20 protein-coding genes are annotated in these 22,934 nt (G+C 64.6%); 12 read left to right on the forward strand and 8 right to left on the reverse strand.

Translation table 11 applies throughout. From position 1 onward, the window contains the following. The first annotated feature begins 162 nt into the window (after positions 1-162). From RHIZ70P_RS17455 to RHIZ70P_RS17485, 7 genes are read left to right on the forward strand one after another with little or no spacing between them, the layout of a single operon-like run. A complete protein-coding gene (locus RHIZ70P_RS17455; protein ID WP_115671759.1) occupies positions 163-1,035 on the forward strand; it encodes a carbohydrate ABC transporter permease in 873 nt (290 codons plus the stop codon). 2 nt (positions 1,036-1,037) lie between these two features. After that, positions 1,038-1,868, forward strand: coding sequence for a carbohydrate ABC transporter permease (locus tag RHIZ70P_RS17460; RefSeq protein WP_115671760.1), 831 nt, complete (start codon positions 1,038-1,040; stop codon positions 1,866-1,868). Positions 1,869-1,878: 10 nt separating this feature from the next. Further along, positions 1,879-2,877 (forward strand): ABC transporter ATP-binding protein, encoded by a 999-nt coding sequence (locus RHIZ70P_RS17465; protein ID WP_115671761.1) that lies wholly within the window; start codon positions 1,879-1,881, stop codon positions 2,875-2,877. Beyond that, positions 2,874-3,650 carry an L-iditol 2-dehydrogenase gene (locus RHIZ70P_RS17470; protein ID WP_115671762.1) on the forward strand — a complete coding sequence of 259 codons (777 nt, stop codon included), beginning with the start codon at positions 2,874-2,876 and terminating at the stop codon, positions 3,648-3,650. Before RHIZ70P_RS17465 ends, RHIZ70P_RS17470 begins: the two co-directional genes overlap by 4 nt. A 47-nt stretch (positions 3,651-3,697) precedes the next feature. After that, positions 3,698-5,191, forward strand: coding sequence for a mannitol dehydrogenase family protein (locus tag RHIZ70P_RS17475; protein WP_115671763.1), 1,494 nt, complete (start codon positions 3,698-3,700; stop codon positions 5,189-5,191). After that, complete coding sequence (locus RHIZ70P_RS17480) at positions 5,188-5,895, forward strand: HAD family hydrolase (protein ID WP_115671764.1); 708 nt, start codon at positions 5,188-5,190, stop codon at positions 5,893-5,895. Before RHIZ70P_RS17475 ends, RHIZ70P_RS17480 begins: the two co-directional genes overlap by 4 nt. Continuing rightward, positions 5,888-7,474, forward strand: a complete 1,587-nt coding sequence (locus RHIZ70P_RS17485; protein ID WP_115671765.1) for an FGGY-family carbohydrate kinase — start codon at positions 5,888-5,890, stop codon at positions 7,472-7,474. The genes RHIZ70P_RS17480 and RHIZ70P_RS17485 overlap by 8 nt, the downstream gene beginning before the upstream one ends. Before the next feature lie 92 nt (positions 7,475-7,566). Here RHIZ70P_RS17485 and RHIZ70P_RS17490 read toward each other — a convergent pair whose 3' ends face one another. From RHIZ70P_RS17490 to RHIZ70P_RS17500, 3 genes are all read right to left on the reverse strand, one after another. Next, the gene (locus RHIZ70P_RS17490; RefSeq protein WP_115671766.1) at positions 7,567-10,767 is read right to left on the reverse strand and encodes an efflux RND transporter permease subunit; all 3,201 of its coding nucleotides are present in this window, start codon (positions 10,765-10,767) and stop codon (positions 7,567-7,569) included. A gap of 118 nt (positions 10,768-10,885) precedes the next feature. Next, positions 10,886-12,088: an efflux RND transporter periplasmic adaptor subunit gene (locus RHIZ70P_RS17495; protein ID WP_115671767.1), complete on the reverse strand. Its 1,203-nt coding sequence runs from the start codon at positions 12,086-12,088 to the stop codon at positions 10,886-10,888. A 36-nt stretch (positions 12,089-12,124) separates the two neighbouring features. Then, complete coding sequence (locus tag RHIZ70P_RS17500) at positions 12,125-12,940, reverse strand: alpha/beta hydrolase fold domain-containing protein (RefSeq protein ID WP_115671768.1); 816 nt, start codon at positions 12,938-12,940, stop codon at positions 12,125-12,127. 357 nt (positions 12,941-13,297) lie between these two features. Between RHIZ70P_RS17500 and RHIZ70P_RS17505 the strand changes: the two genes are divergently transcribed. The 3 genes from RHIZ70P_RS17505 (at position 13,298) to RHIZ70P_RS17515 (ending at position 16,114) form a co-directional block, all read left to right on the forward strand. Further along, complete coding sequence (locus RHIZ70P_RS17505; protein ID WP_115671769.1) at positions 13,298-14,221, forward strand: LysR family transcriptional regulator; 924 nt, start codon at positions 13,298-13,300, stop codon at positions 14,219-14,221. Between the two features lie 168 nt (positions 14,222-14,389). Continuing rightward, the gene (locus RHIZ70P_RS17510) at positions 14,390-14,863 is read left to right on the forward strand and encodes a hemerythrin domain-containing protein (RefSeq protein WP_115671770.1); all 474 of its coding nucleotides are present in this window, start codon (positions 14,390-14,392) and stop codon (positions 14,861-14,863) included. A 48-nt stretch (positions 14,864-14,911) separates the two neighbouring features. Next, positions 14,912-16,114, forward strand: coding sequence for an NnrS family protein (locus RHIZ70P_RS17515; RefSeq protein ID WP_115671771.1), 1,203 nt, complete (start codon positions 14,912-14,914; stop codon positions 16,112-16,114). Between the two features lie 65 nt (positions 16,115-16,179). Here RHIZ70P_RS17515 and RHIZ70P_RS17520 read toward each other — a convergent pair whose 3' ends face one another. Genes RHIZ70P_RS17520 through dsbD form a run of 4 tightly spaced genes read right to left on the reverse strand, consistent with a single transcriptional unit; the run spans position 16,180 to position 20,167 of the window. Then, positions 16,180-16,788, reverse strand: a complete 609-nt coding sequence (locus RHIZ70P_RS17520; RefSeq protein WP_115671772.1) for a DsbA family protein — start codon at positions 16,786-16,788, stop codon at positions 16,180-16,182. Then, the gene (locus RHIZ70P_RS17525) at positions 16,788-17,492 is read right to left on the reverse strand and encodes a L,D-transpeptidase (protein ID WP_115671773.1); all 705 of its coding nucleotides are present in this window, start codon (positions 17,490-17,492) and stop codon (positions 16,788-16,790) included. The genes RHIZ70P_RS17520 and RHIZ70P_RS17525 overlap by 1 nt, the downstream gene beginning before the upstream one ends. Next, a complete protein-coding gene (locus RHIZ70P_RS17530) occupies positions 17,493-18,314 on the reverse strand; it encodes a TlpA disulfide reductase family protein (RefSeq protein ID WP_115671774.1) in 822 nt (273 codons plus the stop codon). Continuing rightward, positions 18,311-20,167, reverse strand: a complete 1,857-nt coding sequence (gene dsbD / locus RHIZ70P_RS17535; RefSeq protein ID WP_115671775.1) for a protein-disulfide reductase DsbD — start codon at positions 20,165-20,167, stop codon at positions 18,311-18,313. The genes RHIZ70P_RS17530 and dsbD overlap by 4 nt, the downstream gene beginning before the upstream one ends. A gap of 122 nt (positions 20,168-20,289) precedes the next feature. On the opposite strand from dsbD, the gene RHIZ70P_RS17540 reads away from it, so the two are divergent. Both RHIZ70P_RS17540 and RHIZ70P_RS17545 read left to right on the forward strand, forming a co-directional pair. Next, on the forward strand, positions 20,290-20,955 hold the full coding sequence (locus RHIZ70P_RS17540; RefSeq protein WP_115671776.1) for a response regulator transcription factor: 666 nt from the start codon (positions 20,290-20,292) through the stop codon (positions 20,953-20,955). Beyond that, a complete protein-coding gene (locus RHIZ70P_RS17545) occupies positions 20,952-22,328 on the forward strand; it encodes an ATP-binding protein (RefSeq protein ID WP_115671777.1) in 1,377 nt (458 codons plus the stop codon). The genes RHIZ70P_RS17540 and RHIZ70P_RS17545 overlap by 4 nt, the downstream gene beginning before the upstream one ends. A gap of 139 nt (positions 22,329-22,467) precedes the next feature. Here the strand turns inward: RHIZ70P_RS17545 and RHIZ70P_RS17550 are convergent, their stop codons facing one another. Further along, positions 22,468-22,728, reverse strand: a complete 261-nt coding sequence (locus RHIZ70P_RS17550; protein ID WP_115671778.1) for a DUF6455 family protein — start codon at positions 22,726-22,728, stop codon at positions 22,468-22,470. Between the last annotated feature and the right edge of the window lie 206 nt (positions 22,729-22,934).

Here is a 22,934-nt window from a genome sequence, read left to right on the forward strand (position 1 = left end):
GGCCGGCTGGCCGCATGGCCGGGCCGACCGGGCTCCCCTTTATCGAAACCTCCTGGCATCGGTCGCATGACCCAGACCGGAGGCCGGAGGGCCGCATAGGCGCCCTTGCGCAACTGGCGCGGCCCTCAATCAACCTGCACATGGCGAAAAGGCGCTGACCCCATGGCGACGACACACACCCATTCCGCGGCGCGCCTGATGATGGCGCCTTCCGTGATCCTGCTCCTGGCATGGATGATCGTGCCTCTCACGATGACGGTCTACTTCTCCTTCCTGCGCTACAACCTCTTGATGCCCGGTACGGAAGAGTTCGCCGGCTTCATGAACTACCGCTTCTTCCTGACCGATCCGGCCTTCTTCGATGCCCTTGCCAACACGCTTCTGCTCGTCGGCGGGGTCCTGGCGATCACCGTCATCGGCGGGATCGCACTGGCACTTCTCCTGGACCAGCCGATGTTCGGCCAGGGCATCGTGCGCATCCTGGTGATCGCGCCGTTCTTCATCATGCCGACCGTCTCGGCGCTGGTGTGGAAGAACATGCTGATGAACCCAGTGAACGGCCTGTTTGCCTGGATCGCCAAGTCGCTTGGCCTCCAGCCACTCGACTGGCTGGCAGTGGCCCCGCTCACCTCGATCATCATCATCGTCGCCTGGCAATGGCTGCCGTTTGCCACGCTCATTCTTCTGACCGCGCTGCAATCGCTCGACGAGGAACAGAAGGAAGCCGCCGAAATGGACGGCGCAGGTCCGCTGTCGAAGCTCGCCTACATCATCCTGCCGCACATGGCCCGGGCGATCACGGTGGTCATCCTGATCGAGACGATCTTCCTGCTGTCGGTCTTCGCCGAGATTCTGGTCACCACAAATGGCGGTCCCGGCACGCAGAGCACCAATATCACCTATCTCGTCTATGCCCAGGCCCTGCTGCAGTTCGACGTGGGCGGCGCATCGGCCGGCGGCATCGTCGCCGTAGTGCTCGCCAACATCGTCGCCTTTTTCCTCATCCGCCTGATCGGCAAGAACCTGGAGAGCTGACCATGGCCCGCGCCATTCCCGTTCGCCGCAAGATCCTGTGGACCGCGCTCGCCTGGACGATCGGCATACTGATCTTCTTCCCGATCCTGTGGACCTTCCTGACGAGCTTCAAAACCGAGGCGGAGGCGATCGCCTCGCCGCCGTCCTTCCTGTTCTTCGACTGGACGACCGAGAACTATGCCGAGGTGCAGGAGCGGTCGAACTATTTCCGCCACTTCATGAACTCGGTGGTGATCTCCCTCGGCTCGACGCTGGCCGGCCTCTTCATTGCCGTTCCGGCGGCCTGGTCCATGGCCTTTTCGCCCACCCGGCGGACCAAGGACATCCTGATGTGGATGCTGTCCACCAAGATGCTGCCGCCGGTCGGCGTTCTGGTGCCGCTCTATATCCTGTTCCGCGACGGCGGCCTGCTCGACACCCGCACCGGCCTGGTAATCGTGCTGACCCTCATCAACCTGCCGATCATCGTCTGGATGCTCTACACCTATTTCAAGGAAATCCCCGGCGAGATCCTCGAAGCCGCGCGCATGGATGGCGCCTCGCTGATGAAGGAGATCGTCTACGTCCTGACCCCGATGGCCATTCCCGGCATCGCCTCGACACTCCTCCTCAACGTCATCCTGTCCTGGAACGAAGCCTTCTGGACCCTCAACCTGACGGCCTCCAAGGCAGCACCACTGACCGCCTTCATCGCCTCATACTCGAGCCCCGAGGGTCTCTTCTACGCCAAGCTGTCGGCCGCCTCGACCATGGCCATCGCGCCGATCGTGATCCTCGGCTGGTTCAGCCAGAAACAACTCGTCCGCGGCCTGACCTTCGGCGCCGTCAAATAGGAATAGCAAGATGGGTAGCATCACACTCCAGAATGTATCCAAGTCCTTCGGCGAGGCCGCCGTCATCCCGTCGATCGACCTTCAGATCAACGATGGCGAGTTCGTCGTCTTCGTCGGCCCCTCGGGCTGTGGCAAGTCCACCCTGCTGCGGCTGATCGCCGGCCTCGAGGATGTCTCCGGCGGCCGCATCCTGATCGACGGCGTCGACGCCACCGCCAAGCCGCCGTCGCAGCGCGGTCTGGCCATGGTGTTTCAGTCCTATGCGCTCTATCCGCATATGAGCGTGCGGTCCAACATCGGCTTCCCGCTGAAGATGGCCGGCATGGACAAGGCGGAGATCGACCGGAAGGTCGCCGATGCAGCCCGCATCCTCAATCTCACCGACTATCTCGACCGCAAGCCGCGCCAGCTCTCCGGCGGCCAGCGCCAGCGCGTCGCCATCGGCCGCGCGATCGTGCGCTCGCCGGAGTGCTTCCTGTTCGACGAACCGCTGTCGAACCTCGACGCGGCGCTGCGCGTCAACATGCGCCTCGAAATCTCGCAACTGCACCAGCAGCTCAACGCCACCTCGATCTATGTAACCCATGACCAGGTCGAGGCGATGACCATGGCCGACAAGATCGTCGTCCTGAACAGGGGCCGCATCGAACAGGTGGGCTCGCCGCTCGAACTCTATCACAAGCCCGCCAACCTCTTCGTCGCCGGCTTCATCGGCTCGCCGAAGATGAACCTGATCTCCGGCGCAGCGGCAACGCCCTACGGCGCCCCCACGATCGGCATACGGCCCGAGCATGTCACGCTGTCGACGGAGAGCGGCATATGGAAGGGTACGGTCACGGTCGCCGAACATCTGGGATCGGACACCTTCCTGCACATCGCCGTCGACGGCATCGGTCAGGTGACCGCAAGGGCCGACGGCGAATTTGCCGCGCGTTACGGCGACACCGTCTTCGTCACCCCGGATTCCGCCCGGATCCATCGTTTCGATGAGAAGGGACTGGCACTATGAGCGGCAGGCTGGAGGGCAAATCGGCACTCATCACCGGATCGGCGCGCGGCATAGGCCGCGCCTTCGCCGAAGCCTATGTACGCGAAGGCGCCACCGTCGCCATCGCCGACATCGACGTCGAGCGGGCCGGACGGACGGCGGCGGAGATCGGCGACAAGGCCTACGCTGTACGGCTCGACGTCACCGACCAGGCCTCGATCGAGGCGGCGATCAAGGCCGTCGAGGAAAGGACCGGCGGTATCGACATCCTGGTCAACAATGCCGCGCTGTTCGATCTGGCGCCGATCGTCGAGATCACCCGCGAAAGCTATGATAGGCTTTTCTCGATCAATGTCGCCGGCTCGCTGTTCATGCTGCAGGCAGCGACCCGGTCGATGATCGCCCGTGGCAAGGGCGGCAAGATCATCAACATGGCGAGCCAAGCCGGCCGTCGCGGCGAGGCGCTGGTGGCCATCTATTGCGCCACCAAGGCGGCGATCATCTCCATCACCCAGTCGGCCGGCCTCGACCTCATCAAGCACGGCATCAACGTCAACGCGATCGCCCCCGGGGTCGTCGACGGCGAGCACTGGGACGGCGTGGATGCGCTCTTCGCCAGATATGAAGGTCGGCCGCCCGGTGAAAAGAAAAGGCTGGTCGGCGAGGCCGTGCCCTTCGGCCGCATGGGGCGCGCCGAGGATCTGACCGGCATGGCAATCTTCCTGGCCTCGCCCGAAGCCGACTACATCGTCGCCCAGACCTACAATGTCGATGGTGGCAACTGGATGAGCTGACGCTCGCCCCGCCGCTGCCTGACCTCTCGTCATCGAGGACCAATCAAATGACCTGCAAGCTATCGCTGGCAAACCTTGCCGAAATCGAAAGGACCGCCGCCGTCCCGGCCTATCGCCGCGACCAGTTGAAGGCCGGCATCCTGCATTTCGGCGTCGGCAATTTCCATCGCGCCCATCAGGCCGTCTACCTGCACGAACTGTTCGACCAGGGCCGGGATCTCGACTGGGCCATCCTCGGCTGTGGCATCATGCCGTCCGACCGGCTGATGAAGGAAAAGCTCGAAAACCAGGACTATCTGACCACTGTCGTCGAGCAGGACAATGAGCGCAGCGCGGCGACCGTGACGGGCCCCATGACGGGCATGCTGGCGGCGCCGGATTTCGATGCGATCATCGCCGCGCTCGCGGACCCGGCGATCCGCATCGTTTCGATGACGATCACCGAGGGCGGCTATTTCATCGACCCGGCGACCGGCCGGTTCGACCCGACCCACCCGGCCATGGTCGCCGATGCGGCCGATCCCATCCATCCGAAGTCGGTCTTCGGCCTGATCATCGCAGGCCTCAAGGCCCGCCGCGCGGCCGGCATTCCGCCCTTCACCGTGATGTGCTGCGACAACATTCCCGGCAATGGCGAGGTGACCGAGGCAACCATCACCGGCCTCGCCCGCCTGTCAGACCCCGACTTCGCCCAGTGGATTCATGAAAACGTCGCCTTTCCCAACGCCATGGTCGACCGCATCACGCCGGCGACCGGTGAACGCGAGATCGCCATGACCCGCGAAATCTACGGTATCGACGATGCCTGGCCGGTCTTCTGCGAGGAATTCAAGCAGTGGGTTCTGGAAGACAGGTTTCCGCTCGGCCGACCGGCGCTGGAAAAGGTCGGCGTCACCTTCGTTCCGGATGTGGCTCCTTACGAGTTGATGAAACTGCGCATCCTCAACGGCGGCCATGCGGCGATCGCCTATCCGGCGGCGCTTCTGGACATCCACTTCGTCCACGAGGCGATGGAGAACACACTGATCCGCGGCTTCCTCGCCAAGCTGGAACAGGACGAGATCATCCCCGTCGTGCCGCCGGTGCCGGACACCAGTCTCGAAGACTATTTCCACCTGATCGAAAGCCGTTTTTCCAATCCGAAGATCGGCGACACCATCCCCCGCCTTGCCCAGGACGGTTCCAACCGCCAGCCGAAATTCATCCTGCCCTCGACCGCCGACCGCCTCGCCAGGGGTCTCGACGTCACCGGCCTCGCCCTCGTCTCGGCGCTCTGGTGCCGCTATCTGGAGGGCACGACCGACAGCGGCAAGCCGATCGTCTTCAACGACCCGAGCGCGGACCGCCTGCACGCCGCAGCTCTCAGGTCGCAAGGCGATCCGACCGCCTTCCTCGCCCTTGGCGACATCTTCGGCGCGATCGGCACCGATCCCCGCTTCGTCGCCCGCTTCACCCGCGCCATCGGGAGCTTGCGGAGCATCGGTACCGCCGCTACGCTGGAACAGTATCTCGACGGCAAGCTCTCGGACCAGGCCGGATGAACCACGCGGAAAAACGGCTGGTGATCTTCGATTGCGACGGCGTCCTCGTCGACAGCGAGCCGATCGCCCTTGCCGTTCTCGCCGACTTCCTCGGCCAGGCGGGTATCGCCATCGACGACGAGGGCGTTGCCCGGCGCTTTCTCGGCCGTAGCCTCGCATCCGTTCGAGAGACGGTGCGCGACGAGTTCGGCCTCGAAATCGACGAGACCTTCCTGAGCCGCATGCGCGATGTGCTCTACGCCCGCTTCCGCGCCGAACTCCGCCCGATCGACGGTATCCCCGCTGTCATCGCAGGCTTTGCCGCGGCCGGCATTGACTGGTGCGTCGCCTCGTCCAGCCAGAAGGAACGCATCGAACTATGCCTGCGCGCCACCGGACTGATTGACCATTTCGCCCCGCATATCTTCAGCGCCACCATGGTCGCCCGCGGCAAGCCGGCGCCGGATCTCTTCCTCCATGCGGCGCAGGCGATGGGCTATTCGCCCCAGCAATGCCTCGTCATCGAGGACAGTCCGTCCGGCATCGAGGCCGCCCGCGCCGCCGGGATGCAGGTCATTGCCTTTACCGGCGGGTCGCATACCCGGTTTGCCGATTATCGCGCCGCGCTCGACCAACTTGCCCCGGATGTGCGGTTTGACGACATGGCGGATTTGCTTCAGTTTGTGGTCCCGGCGAGGAGACCGAAAGACAACCCTGATGCGTGACTATCTGATGGCCGTCGACGTGGGCACCGGCAGCGTGAGGGCCGGCATATTCGACCTGCGCGGTACGCAACGCGCCCGCCACACCACGCCGATTTCACTGCATCAGCCGCGGGAAAAACACCTCGAACAGGACAGCGAGGAGATCTGGACGGCGGTCTGCCGGTCAGTCCGCGCCGCGATCGAACTGGCTGGCCTGTCGGGTGACGACATCGCGGCGATCGGCTTTGATGCGACCTGTTCGCTGGTCGTGCGGGACCGCACAGGAAAGCCGCTCTCGATCTCGACCACGGGCCGAGACAATCTCGACACGCTCTTGTGGATGGACCACCGTGCCGCCGAGCAGGCCGAACGCTGCAATGCGACCGAGGCCCCGCTGCTGCGCCGCTATGGCGGGCGCCTCTCCGCCGAAATGCAGGTCCCCAAACTCCTCTGGCTGAAGGAGAACATGCCGACCGCTTGGCCTGAAGCCGGTCTGATCTTCGACCTGTGCGACTATCTCACATGGCGGGCGACGGGATCTTCGGCCCGCTCCCATTCGCCGCTGGCATCGAAATGGGGTTATACGCCGGAAGGCCCCGGCACGCGGCCGGACGACTTCTACAGGCTCGTCGGACTTGACGACCTGGCCGAGCGCGCCGGCCTGCCGACAAGCGCCCTGCCGCCGACGCGGCCGGTCGGCAATCTTTCCGAATGGGCCGCCGGTGAGCTGGGCCTCAGCCCGGCCTGCCTGGTCGCGCCGGGGCTGATCGATGCCTATGCCGGCACGATCGCCCTGTTCGCATCGAAGCTCGCGACGGCGGTTGACCGGCTGGAAACCCACGCCGCCCTGATCGCCGGAACCTCCAGCTGCGTCGTGCAACTGACACACGACGAACGCCAGGCCGAGGGGTGCTGGGGCGCGTTTCGCGACGTGGCAATCGCCGGCCTCTGGCTGACGGAGGCCGGGCAGTCGGCATCAGGGGCCCTGCTCGACCATATATTGCGGACCCATCCCGCCGGTGGAGAGCCGACCCAGGCACGCCACGCCCAGGTGCTCGACCATATTGCCGAGCGTCGGGCAGAGCGCGGTCCAGGCTATGGCCTTCCCATCCATGTCCTGCCCGATTTCCACGGCACCCGTTCGCCGACCACCGATCCGGACCTGACTGGCACCATTGCCGGAATGACGCTAGACCGCAGCTTCGAGGGCCTGTGTCGCCTATACTGGCGCACCTGCGTCGCGCTCGCCTGCGGCATACGCCACATCATCGGGCAGATGCCGGGAGAGCCGGATCGGATCGAGACGCTGGCGATTGCCGGCGGCTTTTCCCATCATCCGCTCATTCCGCAACTCTATGCCGACGTGCTGGGCTGTACGATCCTGGCGCCTGTCGACCAGGATGCCGTCCTGCTCGGGACCGCCCAACACGCAGCCGTAGCCGCCGGCCTTTTCGCCGACATGGCCTCCGCTGGCCGCGCCATGGCGATCCGCACGAACGCGACCCCACCCGACGCGACGACCCGGAACCATTACGAACGGGACTATGCGGCGCTGCTGATCATGATGCGGCACCGGGCGGAACTGACACAGCTGCTTTGAGCCGTATTGCCCGGTTCCAACCATCGTTTCGCCGAGCTTGGTCAGCCTTGCGATTCCATTCAAAGGCCCGACCAAGCGGTCGCCACCCGGGCCTATTCCGCAGCCATGCGGCTTGTTTCTCCTCGCTCCTGCAACTGCGCGTTCTCCTCGTGGTGGATCAGCGGGCGATTGCCCGTGAGGCGACGAAGCAGCACGTAGAAGACCGGCGTCATGAAGATGCCGAAGAAGGTGACGCCGATCATGCCGGAGAAAACGGCAAGGCCCATGGCAGCGCGCATTTCCGCACCGGCACCGGTCGAAAGCACCAGAGGCACGACACCCATGATGAAGGCCATCGACGTCATGAGGATCGGTCGAAGGCGAAGCCGGCTCGCCTCGATCGCCGCCTGGAGCGGCGTTCGGCCCTCGAACTCCAGCTCCCGGGCGAATTCGACGATCAGGATCGCGTTCTTCGCCGATAGCCCCACAAGCACCATGAGGCCGATCTGGGTGAAGATGTTGTTGTCCCCACCCGTGTACCAGACCCCGGCCAGCGCGGCGAGCACGCCCATCGGCACGATCATGACGATCGCGATCGGCAGCGTCAGGCTCTCATACTGGGCCGCCAGCACGAGATAGACGAGCAGAAGCGCCAGCGGAAAGACGACGATGCTCGAATTGCCGGCCAGGATCTGCTGGTAGGTCAGGTCCGTCCATTCGAAGGTGATGCCGTTCGGCAGCGTCTCGTCGGCGATGCGCTCGACCGCCGCCTGCGCCTGCCCCGACGAGAAGCCCGGTGCCGGGCCGCCATTGATGTCGGCGGCGAGGAAGCCGTTATAACGCGTGGTGCGCTCCGGCCCCGTGGTGCTTTCGACCTTCAAAAGCGCCGAAAGCGGAATCATCTTCCCGGCGCGCGAGCGCACCTGGAGCTGGCCGATATCCTCGGGCCTCGCACGAAACGCGGCATCGGCCTGGACCCGGACGCTGTAGGTGCGGCCAAAGGCGTTGAAGTCGTTGACGTAGAGCGAGCCGAGATAGATCTGCAGCGTCTCGAACACGTCCGTCACCGACACGCCGAGCTGTTCCGCCTTGGCGCGGTCGAGATCGGCATAGAGCTGCGGCACGTTGATCTGGAAGCTGGAGAACAGGCCCGCAAGCTCCGGCGCCTGGTAGGCCTTGCCGAGGAAAGCCTTGGTCGCCTCGTCGAGCGCCTGGTAGCCGAGACCGGCACGGTCCTCGATCTGCAGCTTGAAGCCGCCGGTGGAACCGAGGCCGTTGACCGGCGGCGGCGGGAACATGGCGATGAAGGCGTCCTGGATGCCCGAAAACTTCTGGTTCAGCTGCATCGCGATGGCACCACCGGAGAGTTCCGGCGTCGTACGCTCGGAAAAATCGTCCAGCACGGCGAACACGATGCCCGAATTGGAACCGATGGTGAAGCCGTTGATCGACAGGCCGGGGAAGGCGATGGCATGGGCGACGCCCGGCTGTTCCAGCGCGATGTCGCTCATCCGCTTGATCACGTCCTCCGTTCGGTCCAGCGTCGCGCCGTCCGGCAATTGGGCAAAGCCGATGAGATACTGCTTGTCCTGCGCCGGGACGAAGCCGCCCGGAACAGCATTGAAGACGGCATAGGTGGCGCCGATCAGCGCGAGATAGACGACCATGACCAGCGACTTGCGCGACAGGAGACCGCCGACGCTGCGGCCATAGCCGTTCGACGCGGCGCCGAAGGCCCGGTTGAAGCCGCGGAAGAACCAGCCGAAGACCCGATCCATCGCCCGCGTCAGCCAGTCCTTGGGCGCATGATGATCCTTCAGCAGAAGGGCGGCCAGGGCCGGCGACAGGGTGAGCGAGTTGATCGCGGAAATCACCGTCGAGATGGCGATGGTCAGCGCGAACTGGCGGTAGAACTGGCCGGAAAGGCCGCTGATGAAGGCCAGCGGCACGAAGACCGCGACCAGCACCAGCGCAATCGCGATGATCGGCCCCGACACTTCCCGCATGGCGCGGTAGGTCGCCTCGCGCGGCGTCAACCCGTTCTCGATATTGCGCTCGACGTTTTCGACGACGACGATCGCGTCGTCCACCACGATGCCGATGGCAAGCACCAGGCCGAACAGCGTCAGCGCATTGATCGAGAAGCCGAAGGCATACATCACCGCAAAGGTGCCGATGATCGAGACCGGTACGGCGATCAGCGGGATGATCGAGGCGCGCCAGGTTTGCAGGAAGAGGATGACGACGAGAACCACGAGGGCAACCGCCTCCAGAAGCGTGTCGACGACCTTCTCGATCGACGCACGCACGAACTCGGTGGTGTCGTAGACGATCTCGTATTTCACCCCGTCGGGCATGGCGAGCTGGAGTTGGTCCATGGTGGCACGCACATTGTCGGCAATCTCGATGGCATTGGAACCGGGCGCCTGCAGCACGGCAATCGCCACCGCCGGCTGGCCGTCGAGCAGCGAACGAAGTGTATAGTCGGCAGCACCCATTTCGATGCGGGCGACATCCTTGAGGCGCGTGATCTCGCCCTCATTGCCCGTCTTGACGATGATCTCGCCGAATTCCTCGGGCGTGCTCAGACGCCCCTGGGCGTTGACGTTGAGCTGAAGTTCGACGCCGCTCGGGCTCGGCGATGCGCCAATGATGCCGGCCGCGGCCTGCACGTTCTGCTGGCGGATGGCATTGGTGATGTCGCTGGCGGCAAGCGCATGTTCGGCCGCCTTCTGCGGATCGATCCAGATGCGCATGGCGTAGTCGCCGGCGCCGAAGACTTGAACCTGGCCGGCGCCTTCGATGCGGGCGAGACGGTCCTTGATATTCAGCGTCGCGTAATTGCGCAGATAGGTCACGTCGTAGCGGTCGGTGGTCGACACCAGATTGACCACCATGATGAAGTCCGGCGAACTCTTGACGGTGGTGACCCCGAGCGCGCGAACCTCCGCCGGCAAGCGTGGTTCGGCCTGCGAGACACGGTTCTGGACGAGCTGCTGGGCCTTGTCCGGATCCGTGCCGAGCTTGAAGGTGACGGTCAGCGTCAGCACGCCGTCGGACGTTGCCTGGCTGTTCATGTACAGCATGTCGTCGACGCCGTTGATCTGCTCCTCGAGCGGCGTTGCCACCGTCTCGGCGATGACCACGGGGTTGGCGCCGGGATAGACCGCGCGCACGACGATCGACGGCGGCACGACCTCGGGATATTCCGAGATCGGCAGCGAGCGCATGCCGATCAGGCCGGCAACGACGATGAGGATCGACAACACGGCAGCAAACACCGGCCGGTCGACAAAAAAGCGGGAAATACTCATTTCGAAGCCCCTCTCCAGGGTGAAATTTCGACAAGAAGTCCTATCCGGCAAACTAGTGTCCGCCAGAGGATCGAATGCGATGCGCAAAGCGGCGAGGCCGGCGCCCCACCCTCTATATTCAGTTGACGGCCGCGACGGCCTCCTTGGTCTGCGGATCGACAAGTGCGCCCGGACGCACGCGCTGCAGCCCGTTGACGATGACCTTGTCGCCATCGGCAAGCCCGCTCGCGACGATCCGCTCGCCATCTGCACTGCCGCCGAGCTCGACCGGGCGATAGGCCACCTTGTTGTCGGCATCGACGACGAAGACGAACTTCTTGTCCTGATCGGTTCCGATCGCCTTTTCGCTGACGAGGATCCGGCTATCCGGCCGCGGTTCGCCCATGCGGATGCGCACGAACTGGCCGGGGATCAGCAGCCCTTGCGGATTGTCGATCACGGCACGAACCGGGATGGTGCCGCTCAAGGCATCCACCTCGTTGCCGATGAGTTGCAGCTTGCCCTTGATCGGTGTCCCCTCGTCGGCGAGCGTGCCGATCTCGACCGGGATCTGGTCGATCGGCGGCAGCGCGCCGTCGGTCGCCGGCAGCCTGGAAAGCGCCCGCGCGACGATCTCCTCGCTGGCGTTGAAGCTGGCATAGATCGGGTCGGACGAGACCAGCGTCGTCAATGCCGACGAGGTGGATCCCGCGGCGACCAGGTTTCCGACGGTGATCGCGATCTTGCCGGCGCGGCCGGAAACGGGTGCGCGCACCTTGGTATAGTCCAGCTCGAGTTCGGCGGAACGAAGAACGGCCTGGGCCGTCTTCAGGGCGGCTTCCGCTTCGGCAACGGCGTGCTGGCGCTGGTCGAGATCGCTCTGCGAGATCGTGCGATTGCCCGCCAGCCGGCGGCCGCGTTCGAGTTCGGTATTCGCCAGCGCCACACGGGCTTCCGCGGAGGCGACCTGCCCATTGGCCTGGGCAACGGTCGCCTCATAGGGCGCGGGATCGATGGTGAAGAGGAGGTCTCCGGCCTTCACCAACGCGCCCTCGCGGAAATTGACTGACTGGATCGCCCCGCCGACACGGGGGCGGATCTCGACCCGGTCCACGGCTTCCAGCCGGCCCGAGAATTCCTGCCAGGTGGTGACATCGCGGCTCTTCACCACGGCCACGGTCACCGGCGTCGCCGGCGGAGCGGCGGCTGCGGTATCCGCCGCCCCCGTCTCCGCGGCAGCCCGGCTGAACGGCGTGTCGTAGAACAGTGCTGCCGCCGAAATGGACGCAGCCAGTCCCAGGCCGGTGCCCAGGAGGGCCCAGCGTCTTGCTTTCTCTGTCATGGTCTAGCTCCTTGCGGCCCTCACGGCCGCTCAAGATCAAATCGTCTTCAAATCAGCTCTGCGAGCGCAGATGTCGCGCACGAAGCCTGCGAACTCGCTGCTTGCGCTTTCCTGCCAACTCGGGGCTTCCTCCGTCTTCCCGCCATATACCGATGGCCAGCCTGCCCTGGCGGGAAGGACATGCTGTCGAACCTCGACACCCGCACTCTTCAGTCGCTGGGCATAGGCAAGGGTCTCGTCGAGAAGCGGATCATCCTCCGACGAAAGCAGCAGCGCCGGCGCAAGTCCCGCCAACCGCGAACAACCGGACGGGGCCGCATACGGATGGCAGATCCCGCCGCTCAGATAATGGCTCCACCCCTCCGCCCAGAGATCCCGCATGCCGATCGCTTCGGCCTTGCGGAACGAGGGCGTCCCCATGAAGGGGTCGAGCAGCGGCGAGACCAGCACCTGACCGTCCAGTTCGTCGGCGAAATGGTCGCGCGCCTTGAGGCTGACCGCAGCGGCGATATTGCCGCCCGCCTCCGAGCCGCCGACCAGCAGCAGGGACTTGCGATCACCGAAGCCTGCCCGCTTCTTCGCCATGTAGGAGAAGAGGGCAAATCCCACCTCGAGCGGTTTGGGGAAAACCGAACCGAGGGCATTGTAATCCGGCACCACGACGATCGCGCCCGTCCCGGCGAGACATTCCGCCATCGGGCAATCGCCAAGCCCCACGTGACGAAACGCACCCGCGTGGAAATAGATCAGGACCGGAGGTCCCTTGCCATATTCCGCTCCTTGGTAGACCCGAACGGCAATGGGGCCAACGGCCACATTGTCCAGCGTCATATCCTTGATCTCGACAGGCATCGAACCTTTACTCCGCGCGCCACAGGACCCGGACCGCACTCACAAAGAGCGGGACCAGAACCGGCAGGTAGCGGGGAATGCGCATGACAACAACCCTTCCCTTGTTAAATGGCCAGCGGCTCGGGCCACCGGGAAGTTGCCAAAGGCAGTCTTACCGGGCACCGATCGGCATTTCAGATACAGAAATTCGATCCAATCACGTGACGAGGGCCGGCGGCCTTCACCATCCCTCGACGTGATTGGCTTCTCTTGAGAAGGAATGTACTTTATTCGCATTATTGAACAAGTATGGCAAATGCGAGCGCACTATTCCAGATTTCGAACAATTTCGCATCGCATACTGACAGGAACCGACACATGGATCAGCTATCAGCCATGCGCGCATTCGTCCGGGTGGTCGAAACGGGCAATTTCACCCGCGCCGCCGAAGCGCTCAGCCTGCCCAAGGCGACGGTCACCAATCTCATTCAGGGGCTGGAGGCGCACCTTCATACCAAGCTCTTGAACCGCACCACCCGGCGCGTCATGGTGACCACGGACGGCGCCTTGTATTACGAGCGGGCAACGCAGATCATTGCCCAGCTCGACGAACTCGACACCAGCCTGTCAAACTCGCAGATGGCGCCGAGCGGCCGGCTGCGCGTGGAGATGGCGGGGGCCTTTGCCGACTGGATCGTCATCCCGGCCCTTCACGATTTTCACGCCCGCTTTCCGGAGATCCGCATCGACCTCGGCGTTGGCGACCGTCCCGTCGACTATCTCGCCGAAAATGTCGACTGCGCCTTGCGCGGTGGCGTTCCGGCCGACCAGTCGCTGATCGCCCGCCGGGTGTCGGAACTATCGATGATCACCTGCGCCGCACCGGGCTACCTGGAAAGGCACGGAACCCCGCAACACCCCCTGGAACTGGAGGACAGACATCACTGCGTCAGTTATTTCATGGCCCAGAACAATCGAACCATGGCCTTCGACTTTGAAAGGGACGGTGAGAAGATCGAAGTCAACGGCCGCTATCTCGTCGCCGTAAACGATGCGCGCAGCTATCTGACGGCGGCCTTGAACGGTCTCGGCATCTCTCCGCTCCCCCATTTCATGGCGGCAGAGGCGCTGGCAAAAGGCGATCTGGTGCGCGTCCTTCCGGAATGGCGCACCGAGCCGATTGCCCTCTATGTCGTCTACCCTCCCAACCGGCACCTGAGCAACAAGGTCAGGGTCTTCGTCGACTGGCTGGTCCGCCTGGTGACGAACTGGCAGCTCAATCTGCCGCCGGGGAGACGCTAGCCGGCGACACGCCGCAATCCGGCGCGTCGCACAATTCCTTGCGTCTCGACAAAGAAGGCCTGCGTGACATGACGCAGGGTGGGATTGCAGTCGAAAGTGTGCCGGGCGTTGAACCGGCCCATCGGTTGGCACCGGTCAAGCTCCGGCCCGCTCCAAGGAGAAACGAACATGTCCTTGACCATTGATCTCGATGCCGCGGGGATCGTCGCGCTCGAGCGCAATCATGCCGGGCTCCTTGGCCTTTGCCTGACGCTCGAGGAGATTGCCGATTCCATTCCCTTCGACGTCGACAGCGCCACGTGCCGCGCGGTCACCGAAACCCTCGGCCCGCTGCTGACCGAGGCCCACAGGCTCGAGGAGCAAATCCTCTTTCCCGACTTCGACAGGAACGCCGGCTCCTGCTTCGCCGCCATGATGATCGAACGGCTGAAGGCCGAGCATCGCTGTGACGGGTTGGCTTGCGAGGAAATGGTCAAGACCCTCGAGACGCTGGCCGAGGTAAAATGCCCGCTGCCGCCCGAGACGGTTCGCTACATGCTGCAGGGTTTCCTCGAAGGCCTGCGTCGCCACGTCTCCTCCGAGCGGCTGATGATCGAAACACTTCTTGCCGCCAAGGCCGAGGGGCGGGACGTCTTTGCCTGATCGCCCGCGGCCGCGAGCCACAAACCTTGCCTCCGAAAGCTGCTGAGAATGTCCCACCCCATCGAAATACGCTCCCCCTCGCTGATCGCCCATTTCTTCTCCGGCGGTTTTCGCCCCTTCTTCCTCCTCGGTGCCCTGCATGCCGCGCTGATGATCGCGCTGTGGGTGCCGTGGTTTCTCGGCTTCATCCATGTTCCGACGGCCCTCTCGCCGGTCGTCTGGCATCAGCACGAGCTGCTGTTCGGCTTCGTCCCCGCCGTGATCGCCGGTTTCCTCCTCACCGCCGTGCCCAACTGGACCGGCCGCAAGGCGTTCACCGGCTGGCCCCTCGCCCTACTTTTCGCGCTGTGGCTCGCCGGCCGCCTGGCGATCGCAGGCTCCGAAGTCATCGGTCTTTGGGCCGCCATGGTCATGGCCGGCGCCTTCCTTCCGGTCCTGGCAGGGCTGATCCTCAGGGAGCTCGTCGCCGCCAGCAACAGCCGCAACTACAAGGTCATCGCCGTCATCGGCATACTGTTTGCCGCGCAACTGACCTTCTTCTGGGAATTCGACCGCTACGGCCGCATCGAACTTGCCGACCGCATCGCCATCGCGACCATCATCTTCCTGATCTCGCTCATCGGCGGCCGCATTATCCCGAGCTTCACCGGCAACTGGCTGCGCCAGAACAATCCGGGTGCGATCCCTCCAGCCTTCAATCGCTTCGACCTTTCGGCAATGGTGCTCTCCGGCCTGGCATTGGCGGCATGGCCCATCGCCACCGCGGTCCCGACACTCGTGCCTTTCGCCGGCTTGGCCTTGATCGGCGCGGGGATCGCCCAGTTTGCCCGTCAGCTTCGCTGGAGGCCGGAGCGCACGCTGGCCGAACCGCTGGTGACGATCCTGCACATCGCCTTCTTCTTCATCCCGCTCGGCTCCCTGATGACCGGGGCTGCCCTGCTGCTCGACGAGCCCGGCTTGCGCACCGCCGGTGTCCATGCCTGGACATCCGGGGCGATCGGAGCCATGACGCTGGCCGTGATGACCCGGGCCACGCGCGGCCATTCCGGCCAGGCGCTGCGCTCGCCCGCCTCGACCACGATCGGCATCTACATCCCGATCGTGCTGGCGACCCTGCTGCGCATCGGCGTGGCGCTCGCCCCGGAATACACCATGATCCTCCTGCCGCTCGCCGGCCTGCTATGGATCGTCGCCTTCGTGGGCTTCGCGGCCTTCTATGGCCCGCTCATCCTGCGGCGCAAGCTCATCTAGCCGGTTTTCGCGCCACGGAGCCAACCCGTCCTTCCGAGCCGGCCGGTCAGGTTGGCTCCGCCCGTTCATCCCCGTGCCGTGGCAATGGCCTCCTTGAGCCCCTTCTCATCCAGTACGCCGGGATAGAGGTGCGACCCGATGACGAAGGACGGCGTGCCGACGAAGTTCAGGGCGAGCGCCTGGCTGTAGTTGCGGTCGAGCAGACCGGAAATCTTGCCACTGTGCTTGTTCACGGCGGCGACGATGTCCTGCATCTTCAGGCCGGCGCCCGTCAGCGCTTTCTCCACCACCTCCTCCGTCAGCTTGCCGGAGGTGCGCATCAGGGCTTCCATTGCCTTTTCATATTGGCCGATCTGGGCAGCGCCGAGAACGGCCTGGGCGGCAAAGATCGAGGCACCGCCGAAGACCGGCCAGTCCTTCAGCACGAGGCGGATATTGCCGTCCTGCTCAACCAGCTTCTTCACCGTCGGATGCGATTTCTTGCAATAAGGGCACTGGTAGTCGAAGAATTCGACGAGGGTGACGTCGCCCTTCGGATTGCCGAGCACGGGGGCATCCTTGTCGAAGTAGATCTCTTCCTTGGTGACGTCCTGCGCAAATGAGAGACGCGGCATGAGGGTCGACAGGGCCACGGTACCGAGCGTGGCATTGATCAGGTTCCTGCGGGTGAGCATCAGATTTCTCCTTTTCCGGATTGTTCGGGGCCGAGCACGACGACGCGCGACCCCTTCGGCACGCGACTGTGCAGATCGATGATGTCCTGGTTGAGCATACGGATGCAGCCGGACGAGACGGACTTGCCGATCGACCACGGCTCGTTGGTTCCATGGATACGATAGAGCGTGTCCTGCCCGCCCTTGTAGAGATAGAGCGCACGGGCACCGAGCGGGTTCTTGAGCCCGCCCGGCAATCCCTTGGCGAGCGGCTCGTAGCGCTCGGGATCCCGCTTGATCATGTCCTGGGTCGGCGTCCAGCCCGGCCATTGCGCCTTGCGGGCGATGTCCGCCTCGCCGACGAATTCGAGGCCGGCCTTGGCGACGCCGACGCCGTAGCGCATGGCCTTTCCGTTCTCCATGACGAGATAGAGGAAGCGTGCGTGCGGATCGACGACGATGGTGCCCGGCGGCTCCTTGGTCTGGTAATCGACCAACTGGCGCACATTCTTCGACTCGATCTTCGTCGCATCCACGGCGGGGATCAAGTTCCCGCCGTCGTCGATCGCCGCATACATGCTGGCGACAGACGGGTCGACTTTCGCCACCTCCGGTTCGACGGCTGGCTTTGTCGTCTGCACGCAGGCCGACAGGGACAGCAGGACCAGGGGCAAGGCCAGGAGCCGCACACGGCGCACCGGCCCCGGTTGGATGGATTTACGCATTCATATGTCCTTTTCCGCAAGCGGAGCTGAAATTCGTTTGATCTGTTCCGACAGGGTCTCGCGCGAGATCTCCCCGAGATGGGATGCGGCGAGCGTGCCGTCGGGGTGGATGAAGAGCGTCGCAGGCAGGCCCGGCGCCTTGTAGTGCCGCGACAGAAGCGAGGTCCGGTCGGCGATCACGGTGTCGATCGCGAGGCCGGCATCGGCGAGATAGTCCGCGACCCGTTCTTGCGCCTCCCCCTGGTTGGCGAAGACGAAATCGATCTGCGGATGGCGGCGCGCCATCTCCGCCATCATCGGCATTTCGCGCCGGCAGGGCGGACACCAGCTTGCCCAGAGGTTGACGACGAGCGGGCGGCCAACCCGTTCGGAAAGGGCGATGGAGCGGCCATCCAGCGTCGCCAGCCGCGTGTCGGGCGCGGCGATTGCCCCATTGCTGCCAAGCAGTGCAAGGATCGAGAACCAGGCAACCGCACCGGCCGCCAGGCTGCCTGCCGCCCATGGCATCAGACGGGATGACCGCCGGAGCAGGGGCACGGCCGCGATCAGGATGCCGACCAGGACCCCGGTCGCCGAAAAGCCGCCCTGCCAGAAGGCCAGGATGCGCCACGGCTCGGCGAGGAAACTTTCCCAATGTGCGAGGACATGACCGGCGCGCGCACCGATCAGGCCAAGCACCAGCGTCATCGTCGACCAGGGCCCCAGACGGCTGTCGACCCGGGAGGAAAGCAGGCTTGCCAGTGCGACGAAGGCGCCGATGCCGAGGATCGCGGCCAACCTTTCGACGTCGAAGGCCAGCGGACCAATGGACACTGCATTCATTGCACGGCCCCCTTTGCCAGGCCGGCGGAGCGGACCAGATTGACCGTGTCGACCTCGCCGACAAGCCGGGTTTCCGGCACTTCCGCCGTCCCGTCGAAGAACAGCATGGTCGGAGGCCCGATGACATCGAGCGATTTCATCAAACCGGCGAGATCCGCATTGTTCGTCGTGAGATCGACGCTCAGCCGATCGAAACCGGCCAGCGCATCGCCGATTTCGGGTTGCGACAACACACTTCTTTCGATCGTCCGGCAGCTGACGCACCAATCGGCTGTGACATAGACGAGGGCAGGCCTTTTTCCCTTGGCGCTCGCGGCAAGCAGGGTTTCAAGCTCGCGCGCGGATGCAACCGGGGAGAAATCCTTCTTCGACACACCGGCCGGGGACAGGGTGGCGCTACCTGCAGAAAACGGCGCGAGCGGCGCCAGGGGATCGCTGGCACCCGCCGCCAGGCCGACAACGAGCACCGCACCGTAGAGCGCAGAGAGCAGGCCCGCTGACTTTCCGAGCCGGGCCATTGCACCGGTTTCGGGGCGCAGGCTGTCGAAAGCGCCGATGAACACGCCGAAGGTGACGAGAAGGATCGACCAGAGCGCCAGCACGGCCGCTACCGGCAGCAGCGGCTCGGCAAGCCAGACGGCCGTAGCGATGAAGAGGAAACCGAAAAGCTGGCGGACGCGCTCCATCCAGGCACCGGCACGCGGCAGTATTCCCGATCCGAACGTGGCCATCACGACGAGCGGAACGGATTTGCCGAGCCCGAGCGCAAAGAGCGCCGCCGCGCCGAGAAACAGGTCACCCGAGCGGGCGATGTAGAGAAGGGCGCCCGCCAGAGGCGCGGTGACACAAGGCCCGATGATCAGGGCGGAAGTGAAACCGAGCGCCGCCACCGACCCGATCGATCCGGAACCGTTTGTCTTCTTGCCCACGAACCGCCGGGTGAAAGCCGCCGGCAGCTGCAATTCGAACAGACCGAAGCTGGCAAGACCGAGGACGACGAACAGGATGGCGGTCAGGGCGATCGTCACCGGCGACTGCAGGGCAAATTGCAGGTTTTGCCCGGACCAGGCGGCGACAAGACCGAGCATGCCGAAGGCCGTCGCCAGCCCCAGCCCATAGGTCAGGGAAAGCAGGAAACCGCGCCGCGCCGTCAGACGCTCACCTTCGCGGGCCAGCGTTGCTGCGACTATGGGGTACATGGGGAAGACGCAAGGGGTGAAGGCGAGCAGCATGCCGAGACCGAGAAAGGCCACCAAAAGCAGCGGTACGCCGCCACGGGCGAGGAAACCCTCGACCATCCCGCCCGACGGCGAGGCGGCACTGGCCAGGCCGGTGGCGCCGACGGCCGAACCCGTTTCGACTGCTGCTGTCGGCGTTTCGACGGAAATCGGCGTGGAGGCACCCGTCTCCGTTGTGCCGGGCGGCGTCCACTTGCTCCCGCTCTCCGCCGCGAGGGCAGCGAGTTCTATCGTGCGCGTGGTCGGCGGATAGCAGATGCCCTGGTCCTGGCATCCCTGATAGGTGACTTCAATTGCCGGGGCATCTGTCGATGCGAGGGCCTCTGCATGATCGAAGTAAACCTCGACCTTTCCGAAGCCTGGATCGTCCTTGAGCGTGCCGGGCCTGGTTTCCAGCGCGACCGGCCGTCCGTCCGGGGTCGCGGCGGCAAGATATTCGCGGTAGAGGTAATAGCCCTCTTGGATGTCCCAGCGCAGGGAAACCCGGCCCTCCTCGCTTCTCTCGGCGCTGAAGACGAATGCCTTGTCCATGTCGAGCGGCCGTTCGAGCGCGCCGACGGGGATGGCAAACAGAGCGGAAAACAGGAGCCCGATGAGGGTTTTGGAAAAGTTCATGCCTTGCGTCCTTCCGGCGGCGCACCATTTGTCGTTCGGGGCACCGATCGACCCGCTACCTTAAGGCAGGCTTAAGGTGAGCCGCGCATTGAGGCGGCCAAGGTCAGGTTCACGGAGGTGTGATGCGTCTGCTGGTGGTTGAGGACGACGAGGTCCTGTCGGATGGCTTGAAGGTCGGGCTGAACATGCTCGGCTTCACCGTCGACGCGGTCGGCCGCGTGGCCGACGCCTGCGAAGCCGTTGCCGTCAACCGCTTCGACGCCATCGTACTCGACTTGATGCTGCCGGACGGCTCCGGTCTCGATGTGCTGGCCCAGTTGCGCGCCTCGGGCGAGCGCACGCCGGTCCTGCTGCTCACCGCCCGTGACGAGGTGGGTGATCGGATCGCCGGCCTCGATGCCGGTGCCGACGACTATCTCGGCAAGCCCTTCGATCTCGACGAACTGGCCGCACGCCTGCGCGCCATCATCCGCAGGGCGCAGGGGCGAGCGGAAAGCCGGCCGCAATGGCGTGGCGTCACCCTGGACCCGGCGCGCATGAGCGCCGAACGCGACGGCCGGACCGTGCCGCTGTCGCGTCGGGAATTTACCATCCTGCAGGCCTTGATGGACAATCCCGGCACCATCCAGTCCAAGACGGCGCTGGAGCAGAAGCTCTATGGCTGGCAGGAGGATGTCGAGAGCAACACCGTCGAGGTCCACGTGCACAAGATCCGCGCCAAGCTCGGCCCTGACCTGATCGAAACCGTGCGCGGCGTCGGCTACCGGCTGAAGGACGACACACCATGATCTCGATCCGCCTCCGGCTTTTCGCCATCCTCCTCGCCACCACCGGCGCGGTCTGGCTCTTTGCCGTCGTCTGGACCTACAGCAACACCCAGGCGGAGGTCGAGCGTGTGCTCGATGCGCGCCTCATCGAAGCCGCGCGCATGGTCAGCTCCCTGATCACCGACCACCACATCGACGTGGCTGCCGCCGTGGATGCCGCCAATGCCCGGCAGCCAAGCAGCGAGTTCGAGCGTGTAGAGGGTGACTACAATCGCCAGCTGTCCTGCCAGATCTGGTCCTTGCAGGGAACGCTTGTCAGCCGGTCGGAAAGCGCGCCGGCCACCTCTCTCGCCGACCACCGGGAAGGCTTCGCCGAAACCGAGATCAACGGGGAGCGCTGGCGGGTCTTTGCCGTGATCAATCCGACGCTCGGGGTCCGGGTCCTGGTCGGTGACAGCCTCGAGATCCGCGAGCGGCTGGTGGGTGACGTCATCAAGGGTCTTCTGCTTCCGGCCCTGGTGATCCTGCCCTTGCTGGCATTGCTCATCTGGTTGAGCGTCGGTCGCGGGCTGGCCCCCCTCAACCGGATCGCGGCCAGCCTTTCGTCCCGCTCCGCGACCGAGCTTCATCCCCTTGCCGAAGCACCGGCGCCCCGCGAGATCCGGCCGATGATCGCCGCATTGAACAGTCTTTTCCGGCGCGTCGAAGACGTGCGTGCAAGGGAAAGCGACTTCACCGCCTACGCCGCCCATGAATTGAAGACACCGCTGGCGGGCCTCAGAACCCAGGCGCAGATCGCCATTCGCAGCGATGATCCTGACACCCGCCGTCAGGCGCTCGGCCAGATCCTCAGCAGCGTCGATCGCACCAGCCGCATGGTCCGCCAGTTGATCGACATGGCGCGCGTGGATGCACGGGACGATGCCGTCGCACGCGACCCGGTCGACGTGCATCGGCTGCTCGAAGAGCTTGCCGCCGAACTGTCGCCCGTGGCGGCTCAGCGAGATGTGCGCATCAATGTTCGCCGCGATGCCGAGAGTGGCGCGATGTCAATCCCGACCGATCGGACCCTGTTAAGGCTCGCCTTGCGAAACCTCCTGGAAAACGCGCTCCAGCATGCTCCCCAAGGCACCGAGGCCGTCTGCACCATCAGCACCTCTGCCGATGGCCTGACGATCGAGATCGACGATGTCGGACCCGGCATGACCGCGACCGAGCAGACGCGAGCGGTCGAACGCTTCTACCGGGGGCCGCTCAGCGCCGCGTCCGGCAGCGGCCTTGGTCTATCGATTGTCCAGATGGCCGTCGAGCGCCTCGGCGGGCGCCTTGACTTCCGCAATCGTACCGAGGGCGGACTGTCTGTTGCGGTGACCTTGAAAAGAAACACCGCCTAGCCTGCGCAAGGACCGAGCATCGAATGGCGCAAACGACAGCGTTCGGCGGATAGGATCGAGAGCGGACAGCACCAGCACCTCCGGCTCGCCCCTTGGAGTCCTTGGGAACGAAACAAAGGCTCCTGTTGCGGACCGGCAATCAGCTGTGGGCACCGAAGAAGCGCCTGTTGCCACAGAATTCCGGGCCGGCTTCCGGTTGGCGTTCGCCATGGGCGGAAAGCCATTCCTCGCATTCGGCGCTGTGGTGACAGAACATGCAGGACCTCACGGCCCGGGCCAGGCCCAGTCCCAGCTGCTCCTGTCCCGCCCGTTCCTGGTCGACGCCCAGCCGCTCCATCATCACGCTCATCAAATGCGACTGGCGTTCGAGCCGCATGCCGACTCTTTCGACGATTCCCATGTCTGCTCTCCCTTTTGCAAAGACCTCTTCTTTTAATATAGCGACTGCGCTTGCGGCCATTGTTGATCCAGAACAAGCAAGCCGGCATCGCCGCCCGCTTGCTCTTCCCCGGCATCCTGCAAGGAAGCCGGCAAGAAGCGCTTTGGCGGGAGAACGTCACCGCATCGGAATTGCTGGGACACCCGACAGTGTATCCCCGGCCGTCG

The organism is Paenirhizobium selenitireducens ATCC BAA-1503 (genome assembly GCF_900492185.1).
Classification (GTDB): domain Bacteria; phylum Pseudomonadota; class Alphaproteobacteria; order Rhizobiales; family Rhizobiaceae; genus Allorhizobium; species Allorhizobium selenitireducens_A.